The sequence below is a fragment of the Streptomyces sp. NPDC060002 genome (assembly GCF_042737245.1).
Classification (GTDB): Bacteria; Actinomycetota; Actinomycetes; order Streptomycetales; family Streptomycetaceae; genus Streptomyces.
Genome location: NZ_JBHWUW010000004.1, coordinates 276,188 through 297,320, shown reverse-complemented (window position 1 = coordinate 297,320; position 21,133 = coordinate 276,188). Strand labels below are relative to the sequence as shown.

The following is a 21,133-nucleotide window of genomic DNA, read 5'->3' as shown; positions in this document are numbered from 1 at the left end:
CCACCCCCCAGGTCATCCGTTCGACAGGGGGACACAGTCATGCCGGGCCCGGAGGCCAGCGGTCCCGTTGCAGGACCGCGGAAAACATAACGGGGGCTACCTCACTCGTGGGAAGCGGGACTGCAGGGTCCAGATCGCCGGGTTCTCGGCCAGGTCCTCGTGCAGGTCGGTCAGGTCGGCGAGGAGGTCGTGAAGGAAGTCGCGGGCCTCGCGGCGGAGTTCGGCGTGGGAGAAGGTGAGCGGGGGCTCATCCGCCCGCATCCAGTCGGCCTCGATGTCCACCCAGCCGAAGCGGCGCTCGAACAGCATGCGGTCGGTGGACTCGGTGAAGTCCAGTTCCGCGTACTGCGGGCGGGAGGCGCGGGAGCCCGCCGGGTCCTGGTCGATCAGCTCCACGATGTCGCACAGCGCCCACGCGAAGTCCAGTACCGGCACCCATCCCCAGGCTGTGGACACCTCACGGTCCGCCTTGGTGTCGGCGAGGTAGACGTCGCCGCAGAACAGGTCGTGGCGGAGGCTGTGGACGTCCGCGCGCCGGTAGTCCTTCTGCGGCGGGTCCGGGAAGCGGTTGGAGAGGGCGTAGCCGATGTCGAGCACGTAGGCGATGGTGTCACGACCCCGCGCGGGGGCCGGCCGGCCCCATAGGATCACTGACATGTCCCGATCCGTACGCCTTGTCCCGGCGGTGGCCGCCGCGGCGCTCGTGCTCGCCCTGACCGCGTGTGACGACGAGGGGGCGCCGGACACCTCGGGCGCCCAGGCCCGGGACGCCTCGGGCGCCCCGGGCGTCGGTGACCCGTACTTCCCGAAGGCGGGCAACGGCGGCTACGACGTCTCCCACTACGGCCTCGCCCTCTCCTACACCCCCGACGGCAACCGGCTCACCGGCACCGCCGTCGTCACCGCCCGCGCGACCGAGGACCTCGCCGCCTTCGACCTGGATCTGGCGGGCATGAAGGTCGAGGAGGTGACCGTCGGGGGCGACACGGCCGGGTTCCGCCGGGACGGCCAGGAACTCGTCGTCCGGCCGCCCGGCGCCCTGTCCGAAGGGGAGACCTTCGAGGTCCGGGTCCGCTACTCCGGCAGCCCGCGGACGATCACCGACCCGGACGGTTCGAAGGAGGGCTGGCTGCGCACCGCGGACGGAGCGCTCGCCCTCGGTGAGCCGACCGGTTCCATGGCCTGGTTCCCCGGCAACCACCACCCCTCCGACAAGGCGTCGTACGACATCGCCGTCACCGTCCCGAAGGGCCTGACGGCCGTCTCCAACGGTGAGCTGCGCAGCGCGACGACGGCGGACGACGGCCGTACGACCTTCACCTGGCACACCGCCGAGCCGATGGCGAGCTATGTGGCGACCGTCGCGATCGGCCGCTACACCGTCACCCGCTCCACCGTCCCGCGCTCCACCGGCACCGGCACCGGCACCGGGTCCGGCTCCGCGGCGAAGGGCGGGCTGCCGGTGTACATCGCCGTGGACCCGTCCCAGGTGACCGCGAGCCGCAAGGTGCTCACCCGGCTCCCCGAGGTCATGGGATGGGCGGAGTACAACTTCGGCCCCTACCCGTTCTCCTCCACCGGCGCGATCGTCGACCGCCCCGAGGACGTCGAGTACGCCCTGGAGACCCAGAACCGTCCCGTCTACCCCGGCGCCCCCGACACCGCGACCCTCGTCCACGAGACCGCCCACCAGTGGTTCGGCGACTCCGTGACGCCGAAGAGCTGGCAGGACATGTGGCTCAACGAGAGCCTGGCGACCTACGCCGAGTGGCTGTGGACGGAGGACGAGGGGGGCGCCACGGCGGAGGAGACGTTCACGGAGCTGTACGACCACGGCGAGGACGAGTACGAGGACCTGTGGGCGTTCCCGCCCGCGAAGCCGACGAGCGCGGCACACATCTCCGACACCCCCGTCTACCAGCGCGGCGCGATGGTGATCCACCGTATCCGCCAGACCGTCGGCGTCAACGCCTTCTACGACCTCGTGCAGGGCTGGGCCGCCGCCCACCGCCACGGCAGCGTCGGCACCGCCGACTTCACGGCGTACGTGGAGGAACAGGCGCCGGACGAGGACTTCGACGAGATCTGGGCGGACTGGCTGTATGGGGAGGGCAAGCCGGAACGTCCGTGAGCCGTCACGCGCACGCCCGTGAGCCGTCCGCACGCCCGTGAGCCGTCACGCGGGTCCCGGACAGCCGAGGGCGGTCCAGAAGGCGAGCCCCTTGGGGTTGGCGTCGAGTGCGGCGAGCCGCAGGGCGTCGCGGCCCGCCGCCCGGAAGCGGTCCTCGACCTGCTGGACGATCCGTCTGCCGTGGCCTTGCCCCTGCACGGCCGCGTCCACCATCAGCAGTCCGACCCACGGATCGGGATCGGCCGGGTCGGGATGCCGGTCGAGCGTGACCACGACCCCGGTCAGCCGCCCCTGACTGCGCGCGAGGAGCACCTCCACACCCTCGTGCGCCAGCTCCTGCGCGAGCGCCGCCGCCACCTGCTCCGGCCGGATGTCGTCCGGGTCCGGGAAGTCACCGCTGAGGGCGTGGAACGCGTGCTGGGAGGCGTAGAGCGCGGTGAGTTCGGTGAGCAGGGGCGCGGGGATGTCGTGGTCGGCGGTGAGGGGGAGCGGGCTGAGAAGCATGGGGAGCACGCTATTCGGGCGACCCCGGACCCATGTGGTCCCGCCGGATGTCACATTCGCGGCCCCGGCGGTGTCTTCATGCCGAACAGGCCGAACAGGCCGAACGCACGAAAGGCCGAAGCACCGAACAGGCCGAAGCACCGAACAGGCCGACGCACCGAACAGGCCGAAGCACCGACAGACCGACGCACCGACAGGCCGAACAGGCCGCCGGACAAGGAGAACCGCATGACACCGCGTATACCGAAGGCCGAGCTCCCCGCCGAGTTGAGGGAGAACCTGATCAAGCAGCTCGGCGCCGTGCCCGAGCCGCTCGAGGTGGTGTTCAACAACCCCGAGGTGGCCCTGTCCAGCCAGGAGTTCTCGGCGAAGGTGGGTGCGTGGAACGCGGCCGACGAGAGCCTCAAGACGTTCGCGCACATGGCCGTCGCCGCGCAGGTCGGCTGTAGCTGGTGCCTCGACATCAACTACTTCGCGGCGCTGAACCAGAACCTGGACCTGACGAAGGCGAGCCAGGTGCCGCGCTGGCGGGAGGCGGACGTGTTCACCCCGCTGGAGCGGGACGTGCTGCAGTACGCCGAAGCCATGACGAACACGCCGACGACCGTCACCGACGAGCTGTCGGCGCGGCTGCTCGAGCGGCTCGGCCCGGCGGCGCTGGTCGAACTCACCCTGTTCATCGGCTTCGCCAACCTGTCGACCAGGAGCAACACGGCGCACGGGATCACCTCACAGGGCTACTCCGACGTGTGCGAGCTGCCGTTGGCCGCGCGTCCCGCGAAGTCCCGGGCTGCGTCGACGGCATGACCGAGTCCCCTTTCGTCACCCATCGCAGCCTGCTGTTCACGGTCGCCTACGAGCTGCTCGGGTCGGCCGCAGACGCCGAGGACGTGCTTCAGGAGTCCTGGCTGCGGTGGGCCGACGTCGACCGGTCACAGGTGCGCGATCCGCGGGCGTACCTCGTGCGGATCGTCACGCGGCAGGCCCTCAACCGGCGGCGCGCGTTGTCGCGCAGCCGCGAGGAGTACGTGGGCGAGTGGCTGCCGGAGCCGCTGCTGACCAGTCCCGATGTCGCCGAGGACGTCGAGCTCGCGGAGAGCGTCTCGATCGCGATGCTGACCGTGCTGGAGACGCTCGGGCCGACGGAGCGGGCGGTGTTCGTGCTCCGCGAGGTCTTCGACCTGGCGTACGGCGAGATCGCCGAGGCGACGGGCAAGTCCGCGGCCGCGGTGCGGCAGATCGCGCGGCGGGCCCGGGAGCATGTGGCGGCCCGGCGGCCGCGGGTGCAGGTGAGCCGGACGGAGCAGAGGGCCGTGGTGGAGCGGTTCCTGGCCTCCTTGCGCACCGGGCAGCTGGACGAGCTGATGGAGGTGATGGCGCCGGACGTGGTGCTGATCGCCGACGGCGGCGGGCTCGCGGCCGCCGCGGTGGCTCCGGTCCACGGGGCCGACCTGGTGGCGAGGGTGCTCGCGCGTGCCGACCGGCCGGCGACGGCCGCGTTCGAGACGACGACCGTGTGGCTCAACGGCGCGCCCGCCGGCCGCTTCGAGATCGACGGCGAGCCGACCGCGGTGAGCGTCGTGGTGGAGAACGGGCGGGTCACCAGGGTCTATCTGATGAGGAACCCGCGGAAGCTGACCCGGCTGGACGAACCGGCCGAACTCACCAGGTAGACCGAACTCACCAGGTAGACCGAATTTACCGGGTAGACCGAATTTACCGGGGAAGCCGCGGAGCCCCCGGCCGGGTGGCCGAGGGCTCCGATGAGGCGTGCGCGGGGGGCGCGGGACTCAGACGCTGACGCCGAAGTCCTGGGCGATGCCCACGAGGCCCGACGCGTAGCCCTGGCCGACCGCGCGGAACTTCCACTCCGCGCCGTTGCGGTAGAGCTCGCCGAAGACCATGGCCGTCTCGGTGGCCGCGTCCTCCGAGAGGTCGTAGCGGGCGATCTCGGCGCCACCGGCCTGGTTGACGATGCGGATGTAGGCGTTGCGGACCTGGCCGAAGTTCTGCGAGCGGTTCTCCGCGTCGTAGATCGAGACCGGGAAGACGATCTTGTCGATGTCAGCCGGGAGACCGGCCAGGTTGACGTTGATCGCCTCGTCGTCGCCCTGGCCCTCGCCGGTGCGGTTGTCGCCGGTGTGGACGATGGTCTGGTCCGGCGTCTGCTTGTTGTTGAAGAAGACGAAGTGACCGTCGGAGTAGACCTTGCCCTGGGGGTTGACCGCGATCGCCGAGGCGTCGAGGTCGAAGTCCGTGCCGGTGGTGGTGCGGACGTCCCAGCCGAGGCCCACGGTGACGGCGGTCAGGCCCGGAGCCTCCTTGGTGAGCGAGACGTTGCCACCCTTGGACAGGCTTACAGCCATGGTTGGGAGTCCTTCCCTCGTTGCGTACGGCTTCGTACGGGGCTTCGTACGGGCACGAAGCTACAGCTATCCCTATGAACGCAGCGAAGGGTGCTCAAGGTTCCCCGCCACTCCGCGTATCTTTACTTTCTTTGCCAAGACGTCCCTCGACGGGTTCCGCGGACCGGGGATATTCGCGTGACGTGGGGGCGCCGTGAGCGGGAACATGGTCGGCATGTCTGGTCCCTATGTCGTCCGCGGCTCCGTCTCGCTTCCCGAGGCCGAGCTCATGTGGCGTTTCTCGCGGTCTTCGGGGCCGGGCGGGCAGCACGTCAACACCAGCGACTCGCAGGTGGAGCTCCGCTTCGACGTCGCGCGCACCGAGGTGCTGCCCGAGGTGTGGAAGGCGCGGGCGCTCGAGCGGCTGGCCGGCCGGCTGGTCGACGGCGTCGTCACGGTCCGCGCCTCCGAGCACCGCTCCCAGTGGCGCAACCGCGAGACCGCCGCCGTACGCCTCGCCGCCCTGCTCGCCGAGGCCACCGCCCCGCCGCCCAAGCCGCGCCGGCCGACCCGGATCCCGCGCGGGATCAACGAGCGCCGGCTGCGGGAGAAGAAGCAGCGTTCGCAGACGAAGCGGGGCCGGGACGGACGGGACTGGGGCTGACCGGGCGGGACGGCTCCTGACTGGTACTGGTACTGATCGAATTTTCCGGCACTTTGCGTGCGCGTGTCACATCTCGGGTGCGCCGTCCGTCAGCTACATGACAGTCAATCGCGAGCAGGGATGTGACGAACGATGGCAACAGGCGACGACGACTTCCTCGCCGAGCGCTTCGAGGCGCACCGCAGCCGCCTGCGTGCCGTCGCGCACCGCATGCTCGGGTCCGCCGCCGAGGCCGACGACGCCGTGCAGGAGGCGTGGGTACGGCTCAGCCGGAGCGGTGGCGGGAGCGCAGGCAGGGAGATCGACAACCTGGCGGGCTGGCTGACGACCGTCGTCGGCCGGGTCTGCCTGGACATGCTGCGCTCGCGCCGCTCCCGTGCCGAGGAGCCGCTGGAGCACTGGACGCCGACCTCGTCGGCCTCGTCGTCCGAGGTGGCCGATCCGGCGCAGGACGCGCTGCTCGCCGACTCCGTGGGCGTCGCGCTCCTCGTCGTCCTGGACACCCTCACCCCCGGCGAACGGCTGGCGTTCGTGCTGCACGACCTGTTCGGCGTGCCCTACGAGGAGGTCGCGAGCATCGTCGACCGGACCCCGGAAGCCGCCCGGCAGCTCGCCAGCCGGGCCCGGCGCCGGGTGCGGGGCGCCCAGGAGCCGGACGTCGATCCCGCCCGGCAGCGCAAGGTCGTCGACGCCTTCCTGGCCGCCGCCCGGGACGGGGACTTCGACGGGCTGCTCGCCGTGCTGGACCCGGACGTCGTGGCCCGCTCCGAGGCCGGCGTGGTCACGGGCGCGGCGGCGGTCGCGTCGGGCGCGTCCAGCTTCGCCTTCGTCGGGGCCGTGGCCCGGCCCGCCCTCATCGACGGCGCGACCGGACTGGCGGTGCTGTTCGACGACCGGGTGGAGCGGACGATCAGCTTCACGTTCGTACGCGGTGGCCGGATCGCCGTGATCGACGTCGTGGCCGACCTCGGCCGGATCTCCGAACTGGACGTGACCCTGCTCTAGTTGTGGAAGGCGGGCGGGTAGGAGGGCACCGGGGCCTGAGGAGCGGGCTCCGGCGCCGGAGGCGGCGGTCGGTCCAGTGCGAGGACGCCGACCGTCTCCCCCTCGCTGGTCTCCCCGTTCTTTTGGAAGCCCAGCTTGAGATAGAAGTCCGCGGGACCGTTCTCGCCCTCGTGCCAGGTCACGTACATCTCCTCGGTGCCCCGGCGGCGCAGTTCCGCGGCGACGGACTCCACGGCGAACCGGCCGTATCCGCGGCCCTGTTCGCCGGCGGCGATGTTCAGCCGCCACAGTCCGGAGCGGACCGGGCCGCCGTCGCCGCGTCCGTTCCAGTCGATGTCGACAAAGGCCATCAGGAAGCCGACGGGCCGGTCGCCGTCCATGACCAGGCGCGGCCAGGCGACCCCCGCGGGACGGACATAGGCCTCCGCGAGCGACTGCATCACCGGCGAGACCGCGAACTCCTGCTCTGGGCGGATCCGAATGCCGGTCGCGGCTTCGAAATTCGAGGGAGTGATCTTCTCGAGTCGGGGCCCTGGAGTCGTCATGCGGGCACCCTGGGCGGACCGCTCGTCGGGCGGCCACGGCATTTGCGGTGTCACCCCAACTGCCGGTAACGGCCCCGGAAATGCATCAGCGGACCGCCGTCCGTGCTCGGCGCCGACGCGGTGAGGACGCGGCCGATCACCAGTGTGTGGTCGCCGGCCGTGACCCGCTGCTCGGTGCGGCACTCCAGGGTCGCCAGGGCGCCGCCCAGCAGGAGCGCGCCGGCGACCTCGCCGCGGGTGCACGGGAGGTCCTCGAAGAGCAGCCGGTCGCTGATGCGGCCCTTCATGGCGAAGCGGCCGGCGATGTGCCGCTGGCTCTCGGACAGCACCGACACCGCCCACAGGGGCTGCTCGTCGAGCAGGTCGTCCATCCGGGAGCCCGTGCGCAGACTGACGAGAACCAGCGGCGGGTCCAGGGAGACCGACATGAACGCGGTCGCGGTCATGCCGACGTCCTCGCTGTCAGGCGCCCCGGGGTCGTCCGGGTCGAGGGACGGTTCCCGGGCGGTCACCAGGACCACGCCGTCGGCGAGCCGGGACATGGCGGCGCGGAACTCGTCGTTGCTCACTCCCTCAGCATGCCTGGAGAGGGTGTCGGACACGGTCTTGAGCGCAGCCGGCTCGAGTACGTCTGGGGGCATGTCCGAAACGCTAGTGTCCACCCGGTGCTCGCCGCATCGGACCTCCGCCCGAGTACGGTCGTAGGACCGTGGACCGATTCCCTCCGGCTCCCGATCCGGTGCCCGTCCGGGCCTGTTCGTGTCTGTCCGTGTTCAGGAAACACACAGGAAAACGCGGAAACTCCACTCAAATGTTCATCTTCATCTGTGACTTGAGTCACAAGAAGCATTAATTGTTGACCCTGTGTACCGAGTGGGCAGCGCGCTGTGATTCAGTGGCGGAGGCGTCACAAGGAGACACACACCGACAGCACAGCACCAGAAACGACGTTACGCCGAAGACAACCCTTGATTCGCTGCGAAGTCTCGGGGGGAGGGCGAAACACATGGAGACCGAGTCGGAGCCCTACGTCCGCCTTGCGTCCCTGCGACAGCTGCACCAGGTCATGGCCGACATGAACACGGCCCGCAGCCTGGCCGACACCTTGCAGACCGTCGCCGACGGCGTGGTCACGGCACTCGGGTACGAGCTGGCGTGCGTCAACCTCGTGCGCCCGGACGGCGATCTCGTGGTCGCCGCCTTCGCCGGCAATTCGGCCGCAGAGGCCCTCATCACCGGCCGGGTCGGCTCGCGCGATTCCTGGGACCGGCGCCTCGCCATGGGCGAGACCTGGGGCGAGCTGATCTTCATACCGCACACCGAGGGCTGGGTCCTCGACGACGACGACGTGCCCCAGTGGTACACCGACGGGCCCGCACCCCGCTTCGAGGACGAGTGGCACCCCTCGGACCGCCTCTTCGCCCCCATGTACATGCCCGCCGCGCCCGGCAGCGGGGACGCCTGCGGTGAGCTGATAGGCGTGCTGTCCGTGGACCGGCCGCGCAACGGCCGACGGCCCGGCGCGTGGGGGCGCGAAGCCCTCCAGATGTACGCCTTCCAGGCCGCCATCGCCGTGAGCAACGCGCGTCTACGCGCGAATATGCAGCGGGCACTGGTCCGGCTCGAACGCGAGCAGCAGGCCCTGCGCGCCAGTGAGGAAAGCTTCCGGCAGGCCTTCGAGTACGCCCCCTCCGGCATGGCGATAGCCGAGATGGGCGGCGACCAGCACGGGCGGATACTCCGGACCAACGACGCCCTGTGCCGCCTGCTGGGCCGCCCCGCCTCCGCGATGCGCCGCTACTCCTTCTCCGACCTCGTCCACCCCGAGGACATAGGCACCCTGCTCCGCACCTCCGCCGAGGGCGGCCGCGCCGAACTCCGCCTCGGCCGCCGGGACGGCACCTACGTCTGGGTCAGCCTCCGCAACTCCGTCGTCGCCGACGCGGCAGACGGGCCCCGCTTCCTCCTCACCCACGTCGAGGACATAGAGGACCGCAAGCGCCGCGACCTCCAGCTCGCCCACCGCGCCTCGCACGACTCCCTCACCGGACTGCCGAACTCCGCCGAACTGCGCTCGCGCCTCTCCGCCCGGCTCTGTCAGCGCCCCCAGTCCACCCACCCCGCCGCCGTCGACACCATGGACACGGCCTACGGCCACGCGGCCTTCGACGCCAACGGGCACGGCTTCGACTACCGGCCCGGCGGCGCCGAGTCCTTCGACGGCTACGACCACCATGTGCACACCGCGGCTCCCGAGGAGGGCCGCGACGACGGCACCAAGGGGCTCGCGGTCCTCTTCTGCGACCTCGACGGCTTCAAGTCGATCAACGACCGGTTCGGCCACAACGCCGGCGACTCGGTCCTCATCGAGGTCGCCCGCCGGCTCTCCCGCCAGGTTCGCGACGGCGACACGGTCGCCCGGCTCGGCGGCGACGAGTTCGTGATCCTCGCCGACGGCCTCGGCCGTGCCGACGCGGCCGACCTGGCCGTACGGCTGCGCAACGAGATCATCCAGCCGATCCGCGCCGAGGGCCGGGCCGTGCGGGTGGGCGCGAGCTTCGGTATCGGCTGGGCACATTGCGGGATGACCGCGGACGAAGTGCTGAAGTCCGCCGACGAACGCATGTACGTCGAGAAACGATCTCGTCCCAAACAGCACCGACGTGCGGGATGATCACCAGGTCAGCGAGCTGATGCGATCAGAGTCACCTGTTTGGGCCATCCGATGGGGGTCCCCCCGTCCGAGTGAAGTCGAGGATGGGGGAGGGTAGGCTCGCCAGTCTGACCGCACCATCGCATCCGACCCGCACTTGCTGAGGAGTACCAAGGGATGACGTCCGGCAACAACGGCGCGAGTACGCCCGAGGACGACGACCCGTTCGGCTACCTCTACGCCGACGGCCAGGCCAACGGCGCGCAGCCGCCCTCCGGCGGTGGCTACGGCTACCCCAACTCGGTCAGCAGAGTGCGCGCGGTCGGCGAGCGCCGTAACGGACAGCAGCAGACCGCGCAGTACGGGCAGCCGCCGACGGTGCCTCAGCAGCAGGGCGGGTACGGCCAGCCGAACGCGCACTACGCCGCGCCCGAGAACTTCGGCGGCGGCGGCCCCTCCACCGGCCGCCAGCCCGCGCAGAACGGCGGCGGCCGAGGCCGCGGCCCCAACACCAAGGGCCTGCTGATCGGCGCGGTCGCGGTGGTCGCCGCGGTCGTGATCGGCATCACGGTGGCCATGGTGAACGGCGACTCCGGCGACGACGACAACAAGGCGAGCGACCAGGTCTCCGCCTCGGCCCCCGCCTCCGAGAGCGCCTCGCCCAGCGAGTCGGCCGCCGACGACGCGAACGAGGCCGAGCTGCCGAAGGCCGACGCGAAGGCACTGAACCTCGGCGGCAGCGCCGCGCTGGCCTCGGACGTGCAGGGCGCGCAGGCGGCCGGTGGCGTCTACGTCGGCAACCTCAACCAGGTCGGCAACTCCGTCACCTGGACGGTCAACGGCATCCCGTCGGACGGCACGTACACCGTCTTCGCGCACTACAGCGTGCCGGGTGAAGACCAGGAGATGACGCTCACGGTCAACGGCAAGACCTTCGGCACCAAGTTCAACCTGGGCAACTTCGCCCGTGCCAAGGACGGCGACTTCGCCAAGGGCTGGACGAAGACCTACTCCTGGCCCACGCTGACCAAGGGCACCAACACGATCTCGGTCTCCTGCCAGGACGGCGACAAGTGCAACGTCCTGCTCGACCAGCTGTACCTGAAGGCCGGTCAGGTCAAGAACTGACCCGGGTTCAGGCCGCGGCGGCCTCTCCGGTCACCGTGATCCGCCCGAGCAGCTCCTCGTAGGCCGCACGGTCGAACTCGCCCGCCACCGGGGTCGGTACGGTTGCCGCGGACAGGGCGAGCGCGCGGGTCAGGCGGTCCGGCCAGGGGAGGCGTTCCACCAGGCCGGAGAGCAGTCCGGCGGACGCGGAGTCGCCTGCGCCGGTCGGGTTTCCGTGGATCCGCGCGGGCGGGACGGCCCGCCAGCGGCCTTCCGGGGTCGCCGCGAGCAGGCCCCCGGGACCCAGGGAGGCCACCACGGACCGCGCCCCGCGCCGACGGGCGTCCTGGACGGCGCCGAGCGGCTCGTGCGAGCCGGTGAGTTCGGCCAGTTCGACGGCGTTCGGCTTGACGATGTCCGGGCGGGCGGCGACTCCCCTGCGCAGCGGCTCCCCGCTCGTGTCCAGCAGTACGGGGACACCCGCGGCCCGTGCGCGCCGCACCAGGACCGCGTACGCGCCCACCGGCACCCCCGGCGGGAGGCTGCCGCACAGGGCCACCGCGTCGGCGCAGGCGAGAAGTTCCTCGTACGCCTCCTGGAAGGCGGACCATTCGGCCGGCGCGATCACCGGGCCGGGTTCGTTCAGCTGGGTCGTGTCGCCGGTGCGGGCGTCGACGACGGCGACCGTGCGGCGGGTGGACCCGGCGACCGGCACGAGCGCGTCCACGATCCCGGTCGTGGCGGCGAGTTGTTCCTGTACGACACGGCCGGTGGGGCCGCCCACGAATCCGGTCACCGTCACCTCGTGGCCGAGGGCCGCCAGCACCCGGGCGACGTTCAGCCCCTTGCCGCCGGGCCGTTCCCGCACGTCGGTGACCCGGTGCGAGGCGTGCGGCCGCAGCGCGGGCACGCGATAGGTGAGATCGAGAGCGGTGTTCAGGGTGACGGTGAGGATCACCTGGCCCGACCTCCCCCTGATGGCATGCCTGTATGAACGGTTCCGGAACTGGTCTCCGGAGGCCTGATCATGCCAAACAGACGGCGACCGGCCCAGTGCGCGGGTCGGCCACCGTCCCTGTGCGGGGGGACGTTTCAGGCCAGTTGGGGATCCACCACCCAATCCCCCTTGCGCATCACGCCCTTGAGCTCGAAGTTCTCGTCCAGCAGCACCAGGTCGGCGTCCTTGCCCGGCTCCAGCGAGCCCACCGTGTCGTCGATGCCCAGCAGCCGGGCGGGATTGGCGGACAGCGCGGCGACCACGTCCTCGACGGACAGCCGGTCGATCGTCACCGCCCGCTGGAAGGCGCGGTCCTGGGTGAGGGTGGAGCCCGCGATCGAGCCGCCCTCCACCAGCCGGGCCACGCCCTCGCTGACCTCGACCTCCAGCGGGCCGAGCAGATAGCGGCCGTCGCCGATGCCGGCCGCGTCCATCGCGTCGGTGATGAACGCCACCCGGCCCGGACCCGCGTGACGGAACGCCAGCTCCAGGGCGGCCGGGTGCAGGTGCGTGCCGTCGTTGATCAGCTCGACCGTCACCCGCTCGTCCTCCAGGAGCGCGGCGATCGGGCCGGGGGCGCGGTGGCCGAGCGGGGGCATCGCGTTGAAGAGGTGCGTGGCGACGGTGGCTCCGGCCTCGATGGCCTGAACCGTCTGCTCGTACGTCGCGTCCGTGTGCCCGACGGCGGCGATCACGCCGTGCTCGGCGAGCAGCCGTACGGAGTCCAGGCCGCCGGGGAGTTCCGTCGCGAGGGTGACCATGCTCGCCCGGCCGCGCGCCGCGTCGATCAGCTTGCGCACCTCCGCCGGGTCGGGGTCGCGCAGCAGTTCCTCGGAGTGCGCGCCCTTGCGGCACGGCGAGATGAAGGGGCCCTCGAAGTGGATGCCGGCCAGGTCGCCCTGCTCGGCCAGCTCGCTCAGCAGGCCGGCCTGACGGACCAGGAAGTCCATGTCGTCGGTGACGGTCGAGGCGACGAGGGTGGTGGTGCCGTGCAGCCGATGGGTGTGGATGGCCTTCTGGACGTCCTCGGCCGTGCCGGAGAAGGAGGCTCCGCCGCCGCCGTGGTTGTGCAGGTCGACGAAGCCGGGGACCAGCCAGTGGCCCGTCACGTCGATCACCGTCGCGGTTCCCCGCGAGGTCCCGTGCGGCCCGTGCGGGGCTTCGGCGGCGATCTTCGTACCGTCGATGGTGACGCGGCCGTCGGGGACCGTGCCGGTGGGCAGGACCACCCTGGCGCCTGCGAGTACCTGCCGCCGGGCGCCGGTCGCGGGCTGCGGGTGCGTTGTGGCTTCTCGCGCAGTTCCCCGCGCCCCTGGAGGGGTGGCCATCAGGGTGTTACCTCCATACCGTCGGTTGTGTTGAGGAGATCCCAGGCCAGTAGGCCCGCGCCCAGGCAGCCCGCGCTGTCGCCGAGGGCCGCCGGGACGATCTCCGGCAGTTTCTGGAAGGTCACCCGTCGGCGGACCGCGTCCCGTAGTGGTGTGAACAAGGTTTCCCCCGCCTCCGCGAGGCCGCCACCGATGACGAGCGTGCGGGGGTCCAGCAGGGTGAGGGCGGTGACCAGGCCGTCGGCGAGCGCGTCCACGGCCGTCTGCCAGATCCGGACGGCGTTCGGGTCGCCGGACATGACGGCCTTCGCGCAGTCCGCGGCGTCCGCCTCCGGGTCTTTGCAGGCCGCCGCCCAGGCCTCGCTGACCGCCGCCGCCGACGCGAAGCGCTCCAGACAGCCGTGCTGTCCGCACGGACACGGGATTCCGCCGGGCCGTACGACGATGTGGCCGATCTCGCCCGCGAAGCCGTGGGCGCCCGCCTCGACCCGGCCGTCGACGCCGATCGCGCCCGCGATGCCGGTGCCCAGCGCCACGAACAGGAACCGGTCCGCGCCCCGGCCGGCGCCGATCCGGCCCTCGGCGAGGCCGCCGGTGCGCACGTCGTGCCCGAGGGCGACGGGGGCGCCGAGGCGGTCGGCGAGCAGCGCGCGCAGGGGTACGTCCCGCCAGCCCAGGTTGGCCGCGTAGGCGGCGACGCCGTTCGCCTCGTCGACGATGCCGGGCACGGCGACGCCCGCCGCGGCCGCTGGTTCGCCGAACCGCAGGACGCCGTGTCCGCGCAGCTCGGCGGCGAAGTCGAGGATGCCGGCGACGACCGCGTCGGGTCCGCGCTCACGGCCGGTGGGCCGGCGGGCCCGGTGCAGCAGTGCGCCGTCCGCGCCGACCAGGGCGGCCTTCATCCCGGTGCCGCCCACGTCCAGGGCGATGACATGTCTCACGGAGACAGTGTGGACCGAGGACCCGCGAGAGGTCTAGTCCACTCACGGCTCTTGGGGGTACCGTGCCGCCCCGGAGGCCCGAAAGAGGTCTAGTCCACAAGGGTGGTGTAGACCTTATCCGGATAACAGTCCATTGGTATGATCAATCAGTTGGGAGCATCACGGTGCAGCGGCGGGCACGGAAGTCAGGAACGATCACGGGAACGGTCGCGGGGGTGTCCGCCCTCGGCATGGCCGCGGTCCTCACCGGCTGCGGACTGTCCGGAGACTCCGACGACGTCACGCTGAGACTCGTCGCCGCCGACTACGGAGACAGCAGCGCCAACAGCTCGAAGAAGTACTGGGACAAGCTCGTCGAGGCGTACGAGAAGGACCACCCCGGCGTCACCGTCGACGTGAGCGTCTACTCCTGGAACGACGTGGACGCCAAGGTCAAGGCGATGGTCGACGCGGGCAAGGCCCCCGACATGGCCCAGATAGGCGCCTACGCCGACTACGCGGCCGCCGACCGGCTCTACAAGGTGAGCGATGTGCTCTCCATCCCCGTCGAGGCCGACTTCGTGTCCCAGCTCGCCAACGCGGGCGAGGTGCGCGGGGTGCAGTACGGAATGCCGTTCGCCTCCTCCACGCGGCTGCTGTTCTACAACAAGACCCTCTTCGCGAAGGCCGGCCTGACCCCGCCGACCACCTGGGCCGAACTCGCCGAGGACGCGAAGGCGCTCAAGGACGAGGGCGTGAAGTACCCGTACGCGCTGCCCCTCGGGCCCGAGGAGGCACAGGCCGAGACCCTTCAGTGGCTGCTCAGCGGCGGGGGCGGCTACACGCAGACCGTCAGCGCCTACAGCATCGACTCCACCGAGAACGTGGAGACGTTCGACTGGCTGAAGGACGACCTGGTCGGCAAGGGCCTCACCGGGCCGGTCGCGCCGGACAAGCTGAACCGGGCCGCCGCGTTCACCGCGTTCGCCGCCGGCGACGTGGGCATGCTCAACGGGCACCCCTCGCTGATGAAGGCGGCCGAGAGCAAGGGCGTGAAGTTCGGCATGGTGCCGCTGCCCGGCGTCGTCGGCCCGACCAAGGTCTCCATGGGCGTCGCCGACTGGATGACCGCCTTCAGGCAGAACGGGCACGCCGAGCAGGTCGGCGACTTCCTCGACTACGTCTACAGCGAGAAGAACGTGCTGGACTTCTCCCGCGAGTACGACCTGCTGCCGGTCACCAACTCGGCCTCCCAGGTCATGGGCGCGGCCAAGGAGGACGCCGACCTCAAGCCGTTCCTCGACCAGCTCGCGCTCTCCGAGACCTACCCCGTCGGACGGACCTCCTGGGCGAAGGTCAGCGCGGAGATCAAGAAGCGGATCGGCCAGGCCGTGACCGCGAACGGCGACCCGGCCGGCGTACTGGGCGAACTCCAGACCACGGCCACGACGCTGGACGCCGGCTCCGACGGCTGAGCCGGGCCGCCGGGCCGGGCCGCCGAGCCGCTGTCGGTGCCGGGCGTTACCGTGCGGACATGGAGCGGCGAGCGGAAGCGGACGAGCTGGGGGCGGGGGAGCGGGACATCCTCGCCCTGGAGCGGCGCGGGTTCTTGGGCCCCGGCGCGAAGGAACGGGCGATACGCGAGGAACTGGACCTGTCCCCGGTCCGCTACTACCAACTCCTCAACGCCCTCCTGGACGACCCGCGCGCCCTGGCCCACGACCCGGTCACGGTGAACAGACTGCGCAGGGTGCGGGAGGCGAGGCGGGGGGAGCGCCAGTAGCGGGCGGGCGTTGGTTATCGTCGCCGTATGGGCACCCACGAGACGCACTCCACGGAACCCGGCCCCCTTTCGCTCCCCGTTCCGGTCACCCCGGCGGGCCGCGCCGCGCTCGACGCGATCGTCGGCCGGCCCTCCACCACCCTCATCGCGCTCGACTTCGACGGCACCCTCGCCCCGATCGTCGAGAACCCGGAGGACGCCCGGGCGCATCCCGACGCCGTCCCCGCGCTCACGGCCCTCGCGCCGAAGGTCGCCGCCGTCGCCGTCATCACGGGGCGGCCCGCCGAGGTCGCCGTACGGCACGGCGGGTTCGCCGGGGCCGAAGGACTGGAGCACCTCTCCGTCCTCGGCCACTACGGCGCCGAACGCTGGGACGCCCGCACCGGCGCCCTCAGCGCCCCCGCGCCGCACCCGGGAGTGGCCGCCGTCCGCGCCGAACTACCGCGGGTCCTGGCCGACGCCGGGCATCCGGGTGTCTCGGTCGAGGAGAAGGGCGGCCGGGCCGTCGCCGTCCACACCCGCCGCGCCGACGACCCCCGGGCCGCCTTCGAAGCCCTGCGGGCCCCGCTCACCGACCTGGCCACCCGGCACGGCCTGATCGTCGAACCCGGCCGGATGGTCCTGGAGCTGCGCCCGCCGGGCATGGACAAGGGCGTCGCCCTGCTGGAGCACGTCCGCGAGACCGGCGCGCGGTCCGTCCTCTACGCCGGAGACGACCTCGGCGACCTGCCCGCCTTCGCCGCCGTGGAGAAGCTCCGCTCGGACGGCTTCCCCGGACTGCTGGTGTGCAGCGGCAGCACGGAGGTCGGCGAACTGGCCGAACGCGCGGACCTCGTCGTCGACGGCCCCGCCGGCGTCGTAAGGCTGCTGCGGGAGCTGGCCGCTCAGCTCGGCTGAATCTCCCGCAGGGCGTTCAGCTGGTCCAGGAACCACTGGGCCGGGGGAAGCGCGGTCGCCGCCGCGGACAGCCGCTTCGTGCGCCCGGCCCGCTCCTCCGGCTTCATGGTCAGCCCCTCGTGCAGGGCGCGGGCGGTCTCCAGGACGTCGTACGGGTTCACCGTGATCGCGTCCTCGCGCAGTTCCCAGTAGGCCCCGGCCTCCCGGGACAGGACCAGCGCGCAGCCCTCGTCGGAGACGACCGGGACCTCCTTGGCGACCAGGTTCATGCCGTCGCGGATCGGGTTCACCAGGGCCACGTCGGCCAGTCGGTAGGCGGCGAGGGAGCGGGCGAAGTCGTCCTTGAGGTTCAGCAGGACCGGGGTCCAGCCGGGCGTGCCGTACTGCTCGTTGATCTCCTCGGCCAGGCGCTGCACCTCGGCCGTGTAGTCGCGGTAGACGGCGAGGTCCTGGCGGGACGGGTAGGCGAAGGCCACGTGGACGACCCGTTCGCGCCACTCCGGGTGGTCGTCGAGCAGCTGCCGGTAGGCCAGGAGCCCGCGCACGATGTTCTTCGACAGCTCGGTGCGGTCGACGCGGACGATCGCCTTGCGGCCCTCGCCGATCTCCGCCCGCAGCGCCGTCAGGCGCTCCTCGACGTCGGGCCGGTGCGCGCGCTCGCGCAGGAAGTCGGCGTCCGCTCCGAGGCCGTGCACGCCGATCTGTGTCTTGCCGGGGCCGTCGGCGAACTCCGTACAGCACGCGGTGAACGCGTCCGCCCAGCGCCGGGTGAGGAAGCCCAGGCGGTCCGCGCCGAGCATCCCGGTCAGCAACTGCTCGCGGATGTCCCCCGGCAGCAGGGCGAAGTAGTCCACCGGCGCCCACGGCGTGTGCGAGAAGTGGCCGATGCGCAGGTCGGGGCGGAGCTCGCGGAGCATCCCGGGGACCAGACACAGGTGGTAGTCCTGGACGAGGACGGCCGCGCCGTCCGCCGCCTCCTGGGCCAGCGCCTCCGCGAACGCCCGGTTGTAGGTCTCGTACGACGCCCACTGGCGGCGGAACTCCGCGTCGAAGGCGGGCTCCAGCGGTGTCTGGTAGAGCAGGTGGTGGACGAACCAGAGCACGGAGTTGGCGATGCCGTTGTACGCGTCGGCGTGCACGTCGGCCGGAATGGCCAGCATGCGCACGCCCTCCTCGCCGACGCCGCGCCGGACGGCCTCCCGGTCGCCGTCGGAGAGCGCCGAGCACACCCAGAGGGCGCCCGTGTCGGGCCCGATGGCGGACAGGCCGGAGACCAGCCCGCCGCCGCCGCGTTTCGCGTGCAGCGAGCCGTCCTCGCGCACCTCGTAGGAGACCGGGCCGCGGTTGGACGCGACCAGCACCTCGGCGGCCCGGGCTGCAGTGTCGTGCGTGGAAGCCATACGCCCAACCTAGCCCGGTCGGGAAACGCTCAAACGTACGGTCGCGCTGTGTGGACGGGCCGTGTCCGGCCGTGTCGCCGCTGTCGGCGGCATGCCGTATACGGCCCGTCCGGCCCTCACGCGACCTTGCGGGTCGCGTACTCCGCGATCTCCGCCATCGGCGGCCGTTCCTCGGTGTCCACGGAGTAGGTGCGCGGCTCGAAGCCGTCCATGCTCCGTTCGAACTGGGTGAGGGACGGGCGGATCAGGTGCCCGCGGGCCAGCCGGAGCTGGGCGGTGCGGTAGATGGCCGCCGCCATCCGGCCCAGCGCCTGGCCGTCCTGGTGACGGTGCTTGCGCACGCCGATGTCGACCTGGGCCAGGGCGTCGAGCCCCACCAGGTGCAGGGCGTCGACCAGCATGCCCAGCTCCACGCCGTAGCCGACGGGGAACGGCAGCTGCTCCAGCAGACCGCGGCGGGCCGCGTACTCCCCGCCGAGCGGCTGCACAAATCCGGCCAGCTGCGGCCAGTGCATGTTGAGCAGCGGGCGGGCCATGAGCTCGGTGACCCTCCCGCCCTGGCCGGCCGCGCCGCCCAGCGGACGGTCGTACATGCCCTTGACCAGATCCACCCCGGGGTCGGTGAGCAGCGGGCCGACGATCCCCGAGACGAAGTCGGAGGAGAACTCCCTCAGATCGGCGTCGATGAAGCAGACGATGTCCCCGGTGGTGACCAGCAGGGAGCGCCACAGGACCTCGCCCTTGCCGGGCACGGCCGGTATGCGCGGCAGGATGTCGTCCCGGTGGACGACCCGCGCGCCGGCCGCCGCGGCGACCTCGGACGTGCGGTCGGTCGATCCCGAGTCGACGACCACGATCTCGTCGACGAGCGGGACCTGGTGCATGAGGTCGTGACGGATGATCGCGACGATGTCGCCGACCGTCTCCTCCTCGTTCAGCGCGGGCAGGACGACGGACACCGACTGGTTCGTGGCGCGCTTCGCGGCCAGGATCCGGTGCAGCGGACGATCGGTCACGGACCAGGAGCGGGTGGTCAGCCAGCGCTCAGTTTCTGGAAGCACAGTCCGCGGCTCCTCACTGTCGTGATCACACCGGGTGCACAGGAGGTGACCGTGTGATCCATCTCGCGGTTCGGACGACTATCTCAACTGTCCTGGCCTTCGGTTACAGTCTTGAACAACGCGGATGACCATCGCATGTCCGAGGTCGCCCCCGTCGACAACTTCATACCGCTCATCCAGAGGGGCAGAGGGATACGGCCCGATGAAGCCCCGGCAACCCTCCAGCCGGTCTCGTGACGATCACTGACACATGTGGTGATCGCTCCGCGAGGCTCCCGGCTCGGGAAGGTGCCAAATCCGTCTCACGGCGAGATGCGTCGTGAGGAAGATGAGGAGAAAGGGCCTCGCCTCACATGGCTGCGCAGACTGTTGCAAGCACCGCTGATGCAAGCACCACCGACTCTACGACGTCCTCTGCTGTCGACCTCGGTCCGGCCGCGGCGTTGAACTGCCGCGAGTGCGGTCACCGTGTGCCCCTCGGCCCGGTGTTCGCCTGCGAGGAGTGTTTCGGCCCGCTGGAGATCGCGTATGACTTCTCCTCCTACGACACGGAGGAGCTCCGCAAGCGCATCGAGGCCGGACCCGCGAACATCTGGCGCTACGCGCCGCTGCTGCCGGTCCCGGCGGACGTGGCCGACAAGCCCAACATCAACCCCGGTTGGACCAAGCTCGTCCAGGCCGACAACCTCGCCCGCGAGCTGGGCGTCGACGCCGGCAAGCTCTTCGTCAAGGACGACTCCGGCAACCCGACGCACTCCTTCAAGGACCGGGTCGTCGCCCAGGCCATCGAGGCCGCCCGCGCGTTCGGCTTCACCACGCTCTCCTGCTCCTCCACGGGCAACCTGGCCGGAGCCGTCGGCGCCGCCGCCGCCCGGGCGGGCTTCCGCTCCTGCGTGTTCATCCCGCACGACCTGGAACAGGGCAAGGTCGTCATGGCCGCGATCTACGGCGGCGAACTCGTCGGCATCGAGGGCAACTACGACGACGTCAACCGCTTCTGCTCCGAGCTCATCGGCGACTCGGCGGGCGAGGGCTGGGGTTTCGTCAACGTCAACCTGCGGCCGTACTACGCCGAGGGTTCCAAGACGCTGGCGTACGAGATCTGCGAGCAGCTCGGCTGGCGGCTGCCGGACCAGCTGGTCGTGCCGATCGCCTCCGGCTCGCAGCTGACGAAGATCGACAAGGGCCTCCAGGAGCTGATCAAGCTCGGGCTGGTCGAGGACAGGCCGTACAAGATCTTCGGCGCGCAGGCCGAGGGCTGCTCCCCGGTCTCCGTCGCCTACAAGGCCGGGCACGACGTGGTCCGCCCGCAGAAGCCGAACACCATCGCCAAGTCGCTGGCCATCGGCAACCCGGCGGACGGTCCGTACGTCCTCGACATCGCACGGCGCACCGGCGGCGCGGTGGAGGACGTGAGCGACGAGCAGATCGTCGACGCGATCAAGCTGCTGGCGCGGACCGAGGGCATCTTCGCGGAGACCGCCGGTGGTGTGACGGTGGGTGTGACGCGCAAGCTGATCGAGAACGGTCTTCTCGACCCGACCAGGACGACCGTCGTCCTCAACACGGGCGACGGGCTGAAGACCCTGGACGCGGTGGCCGGCACCGGGCTGACCGCGACCATCCGTCCGAACCTCGACTCCTTCCGAGAGGCCGGCCTCGCGTCCTGAGCGGGGCGCTCCGCTATAAGACCGTATGGGCGCTGCGGGCCGGTGTGGGCCGGTCGCGCCCACGCGGCGGCAGCGGCACGATCCGCACGGCCCCGCGCCCCTGAGGCTTACTACCCGACCGGA

22 protein-coding genes and 1 riboswitch are annotated in these 21,133 nt (G+C 71.2%); of the genes, 11 read left to right on the top strand and 11 right to left on the bottom strand.

Annotated features, from left to right (window positions below; translation table 11 throughout):
* Positions 1-96: 96 nt before the first annotated feature.
* Positions 97-597: a hypothetical protein gene (locus tag ACFWBD_RS06650; RefSeq protein WP_385663630.1), complete on the bottom strand. Its 501-nt coding sequence runs from the start codon at positions 595-597 to the stop codon at positions 97-99.
* A gap of 58 nt (positions 598-655) precedes the next feature.
* Here ACFWBD_RS06650 and ACFWBD_RS06645 point away from each other — a divergent pair, with 58 nt between their 5' ends.
* Positions 656-2,131, top strand: a complete 1,476-nt coding sequence (locus ACFWBD_RS06645) for a M1 family metallopeptidase (RefSeq protein ID WP_385663567.1) — start codon at positions 656-658, stop codon at positions 2,129-2,131.
* 45 nt (positions 2,132-2,176) lie between these two features.
* Here ACFWBD_RS06645 and ACFWBD_RS06640 read toward each other — a convergent pair whose 3' ends face one another.
* Both ACFWBD_RS06640 and ACFWBD_RS06635 read right to left on the bottom strand, forming a co-directional pair.
* Entirely contained in the window at positions 2,177-2,635 is a 459-nt protein-coding gene (locus tag ACFWBD_RS06640; protein ID WP_385663564.1) for a GNAT family N-acetyltransferase, read from the bottom strand.
* A 50-nt stretch (positions 2,636-2,685) separates the two neighbouring features.
* Entirely contained in the window at positions 2,686-2,865 is a 180-nt protein-coding gene (locus tag ACFWBD_RS06635; RefSeq protein ID WP_385663561.1) for a hypothetical protein, read from the bottom strand.
* On the opposite strand from ACFWBD_RS06635, the gene ACFWBD_RS06630 reads away from it, so the two are divergent.
* A complete protein-coding gene (locus ACFWBD_RS06630; RefSeq protein ID WP_385663558.1) occupies positions 2,864-3,442 on the top strand; it encodes a carboxymuconolactone decarboxylase family protein in 579 nt (192 codons plus the stop codon). The genes ACFWBD_RS06635 and ACFWBD_RS06630 overlap by 2 nt on opposite strands.
* Entirely contained in the window at positions 3,439-4,308 is an 870-nt protein-coding gene (locus tag ACFWBD_RS06625) for an RNA polymerase sigma-70 factor (protein ID WP_385663555.1), read from the top strand. Before ACFWBD_RS06630 ends, ACFWBD_RS06625 begins: the two co-directional genes overlap by 4 nt.
* A gap of 117 nt (positions 4,309-4,425) precedes the next feature.
* Here ACFWBD_RS06625 and ACFWBD_RS06620 read toward each other — a convergent pair whose 3' ends face one another.
* Positions 4,426-5,001: a TerD family protein gene (locus ACFWBD_RS06620; RefSeq protein WP_385663552.1), complete on the bottom strand. Its 576-nt coding sequence runs from the start codon at positions 4,999-5,001 to the stop codon at positions 4,426-4,428.
* A 205-nt stretch (positions 5,002-5,206) separates the two neighbouring features.
* Here ACFWBD_RS06620 and arfB point away from each other — a divergent pair, with 205 nt between their 5' ends.
* Both arfB and ACFWBD_RS06610 read left to right on the top strand, forming a co-directional pair.
* Positions 5,207-5,644: an alternative ribosome rescue aminoacyl-tRNA hydrolase ArfB gene (gene arfB / locus ACFWBD_RS06615; RefSeq protein ID WP_385663627.1), complete on the top strand. Its 438-nt coding sequence runs from the start codon at positions 5,207-5,209 to the stop codon at positions 5,642-5,644.
* A gap of 132 nt (positions 5,645-5,776) precedes the next feature.
* Positions 5,777-6,649: a sigma-70 family RNA polymerase sigma factor gene (locus tag ACFWBD_RS06610; protein ID WP_385663549.1), complete on the top strand. Its 873-nt coding sequence runs from the start codon at positions 5,777-5,779 to the stop codon at positions 6,647-6,649.
* Here ACFWBD_RS06610 and ACFWBD_RS06605 read toward each other — a convergent pair.
* Both ACFWBD_RS06605 and ACFWBD_RS06600 read right to left on the bottom strand, forming a co-directional pair.
* On the bottom strand, positions 6,646-7,194 hold the full coding sequence (locus ACFWBD_RS06605) for a GNAT family N-acetyltransferase (RefSeq protein ID WP_385663546.1): 549 nt from the start codon (positions 7,192-7,194) through the stop codon (positions 6,646-6,648). The genes ACFWBD_RS06610 and ACFWBD_RS06605 overlap by 4 nt on opposite strands.
* Positions 7,195-7,244: 50 nt before the next feature.
* Positions 7,245-7,835: a flavin reductase family protein gene (locus ACFWBD_RS06600; RefSeq protein ID WP_385663542.1), complete on the bottom strand. Its 591-nt coding sequence runs from the start codon at positions 7,833-7,835 to the stop codon at positions 7,245-7,247.
* Positions 7,836-8,200: 365 nt separating this feature from the next.
* Between ACFWBD_RS06600 and cdgB the strand changes: the two genes are divergently transcribed.
* A complete protein-coding gene (cdgB, locus tag ACFWBD_RS06595; protein ID WP_385663539.1) occupies positions 8,201-9,868 on the top strand; it encodes a diguanylate cyclase CdgB in 1,668 nt (555 codons plus the stop codon).
* A gap of 156 nt (positions 9,869-10,024) precedes the next feature.
* Positions 10,025-10,975 carry a carbohydrate-binding protein gene (locus ACFWBD_RS06590; RefSeq protein ID WP_385663536.1) on the top strand — a complete coding sequence of 317 codons (951 nt, stop codon included), beginning with the start codon at positions 10,025-10,027 and terminating at the stop codon, positions 10,973-10,975.
* 7 nt (positions 10,976-10,982) lie between these two features.
* Here the strand turns inward: ACFWBD_RS06590 and ACFWBD_RS06585 are convergent, their stop codons facing one another.
* The 3 genes from ACFWBD_RS06585 to ACFWBD_RS06575 all read right to left on the bottom strand — a co-directional run bounded on the left by ACFWBD_RS06585 (position 10,983) and on the right by ACFWBD_RS06575 (position 14,220).
* Positions 10,983-11,912, bottom strand: coding sequence for a 1-phosphofructokinase family hexose kinase (locus ACFWBD_RS06585; RefSeq protein WP_385663533.1), 930 nt, complete (start codon positions 11,910-11,912; stop codon positions 10,983-10,985).
* Between the two features lie 134 nt (positions 11,913-12,046).
* Positions 12,047-13,279, bottom strand: a complete 1,233-nt coding sequence (gene nagA, locus ACFWBD_RS06580; protein ID WP_385663531.1) for an N-acetylglucosamine-6-phosphate deacetylase — start codon at positions 13,277-13,279, stop codon at positions 12,047-12,049.
* Positions 13,279-14,220 (bottom strand): ROK family protein, encoded by a 942-nt coding sequence (locus tag ACFWBD_RS06575; RefSeq protein WP_385663528.1) that lies wholly within the window; start codon positions 14,218-14,220, stop codon positions 13,279-13,281. Before ACFWBD_RS06575 ends, nagA begins: the two co-directional genes overlap by 1 nt.
* Positions 14,221-14,384: 164 nt before the next feature.
* On the opposite strand from ACFWBD_RS06575, the gene ACFWBD_RS06570 reads away from it, so the two are divergent.
* From ACFWBD_RS06570 to otsB, 3 genes are read left to right on the top strand one after another with little or no spacing between them, the layout of a single operon-like run.
* On the top strand, positions 14,385-15,674 hold the full coding sequence (locus ACFWBD_RS06570; protein WP_385663525.1) for an ABC transporter substrate-binding protein: 1,290 nt from the start codon (positions 14,385-14,387) through the stop codon (positions 15,672-15,674).
* 59 nt (positions 15,675-15,733) lie between these two features.
* Positions 15,734-15,982 (top strand): DUF3263 domain-containing protein, encoded by a 249-nt coding sequence (locus tag ACFWBD_RS06565; RefSeq protein WP_385663522.1) that lies wholly within the window; start codon positions 15,734-15,736, stop codon positions 15,980-15,982.
* Positions 15,983-16,009: 27 nt separating this feature from the next.
* Positions 16,010-16,879 carry a trehalose-phosphatase gene (gene otsB, locus ACFWBD_RS06560; RefSeq protein WP_385663519.1) on the top strand — a complete coding sequence of 290 codons (870 nt, stop codon included), beginning with the start codon at positions 16,010-16,012 and terminating at the stop codon, positions 16,877-16,879.
* Here the strand turns inward: otsB and ACFWBD_RS06555 are convergent.
* Positions 16,867-18,279 carry a trehalose-6-phosphate synthase gene (locus ACFWBD_RS06555; RefSeq protein WP_385663516.1) on the bottom strand — a complete coding sequence of 471 codons (1,413 nt, stop codon included), beginning with the start codon at positions 18,277-18,279 and terminating at the stop codon, positions 16,867-16,869. The two genes, otsB and ACFWBD_RS06555, sit on opposite strands and share 13 nt — an antisense overlap.
* Before the next feature lie 116 nt (positions 18,280-18,395).
* Positions 18,396-19,340, bottom strand: a complete 945-nt coding sequence (locus ACFWBD_RS06550; protein ID WP_385663513.1) for a glucosyl-3-phosphoglycerate synthase — start codon at positions 19,338-19,340, stop codon at positions 18,396-18,398.
* A 169-nt stretch (positions 19,341-19,509) separates the two neighbouring features.
* A riboswitch (SAM riboswitch) is annotated at positions 19,510-19,675 on the top strand.
* A gap of 18 nt (positions 19,676-19,693) precedes the next feature.
* On the opposite strand from ACFWBD_RS06550, the gene thrC reads away from it, so the two are divergent.
* A complete protein-coding gene (thrC, locus tag ACFWBD_RS06545) occupies positions 19,694-21,010 on the top strand; it encodes a threonine synthase (RefSeq protein WP_385663510.1) in 1,317 nt (438 codons plus the stop codon).
* Positions 21,011-21,133: the final 123 nt, after the last annotated feature.